Source organism: Rhizobium ecuadorense, assembly GCF_001187535.1.
GTDB classification, from domain to species: Bacteria; Pseudomonadota; Alphaproteobacteria; order Rhizobiales; family Rhizobiaceae; genus Rhizobium; species Rhizobium ecuadorense.
Genome location: NZ_LFIO01000561.1, coordinates 1 through 478, shown reverse-complemented (window position 1 = coordinate 478; position 478 = coordinate 1). Strand labels below are relative to the sequence as shown.

The 478-nt window shown below is 56.5% G+C and carries 1 protein-coding gene; it reads left to right on the top strand.

What is annotated here, in order from left to right; translation table 11 throughout:
• Positions 1-365, top strand: a 365-nt coding sequence (locus AF337_RS11995) for a glutathione binding-like protein (RefSeq protein WP_193393604.1), incomplete at its 5' end; no start/stop codon positions are given.
• Positions 366-478: the final 113 nt, after the last annotated feature.

Genomic DNA, 478 nt, shown 5'->3' with positions numbered 1-478 from the left:
GGCATCACACGATCGAATGGCTGATGTGGCAGATGGGAGGGTTCGGGCCGACGCTCGGTCACGCCCATTATTTCCTGACCTACAACAGCGGCGAAGCGCCATTCGCTGAGGATCTCTTTCGCAGGGACACCCGCCGCCTGTACGAGACGCTGAACGCGCGGCTCGAAGGCCGCGACTATCTCGTCAACGATTATTCCATCGCCGACATGGCGGTCTGGCCTTGGGTATCCCGGTTTCAGCGTCACAAGATCGACCTGAATGCTTTCCCTTATGTCAGGCAATGGTATCTCAGGCTTGCCGCACGGCCACAGCTCAAGCGCGGTTACGCCATTCCTCATTTCACATCCGAAATACCGCAGCCGTGAAGAGACCTTGCCCGGCAGCAATTCTTCGCCGAATTTCGCCAGCTAAGCTACGTGGCGCATTGATTTCGCCCGAAAGTGCGGCAGTTTGATTATTTTTTGCGCACACCTATTTG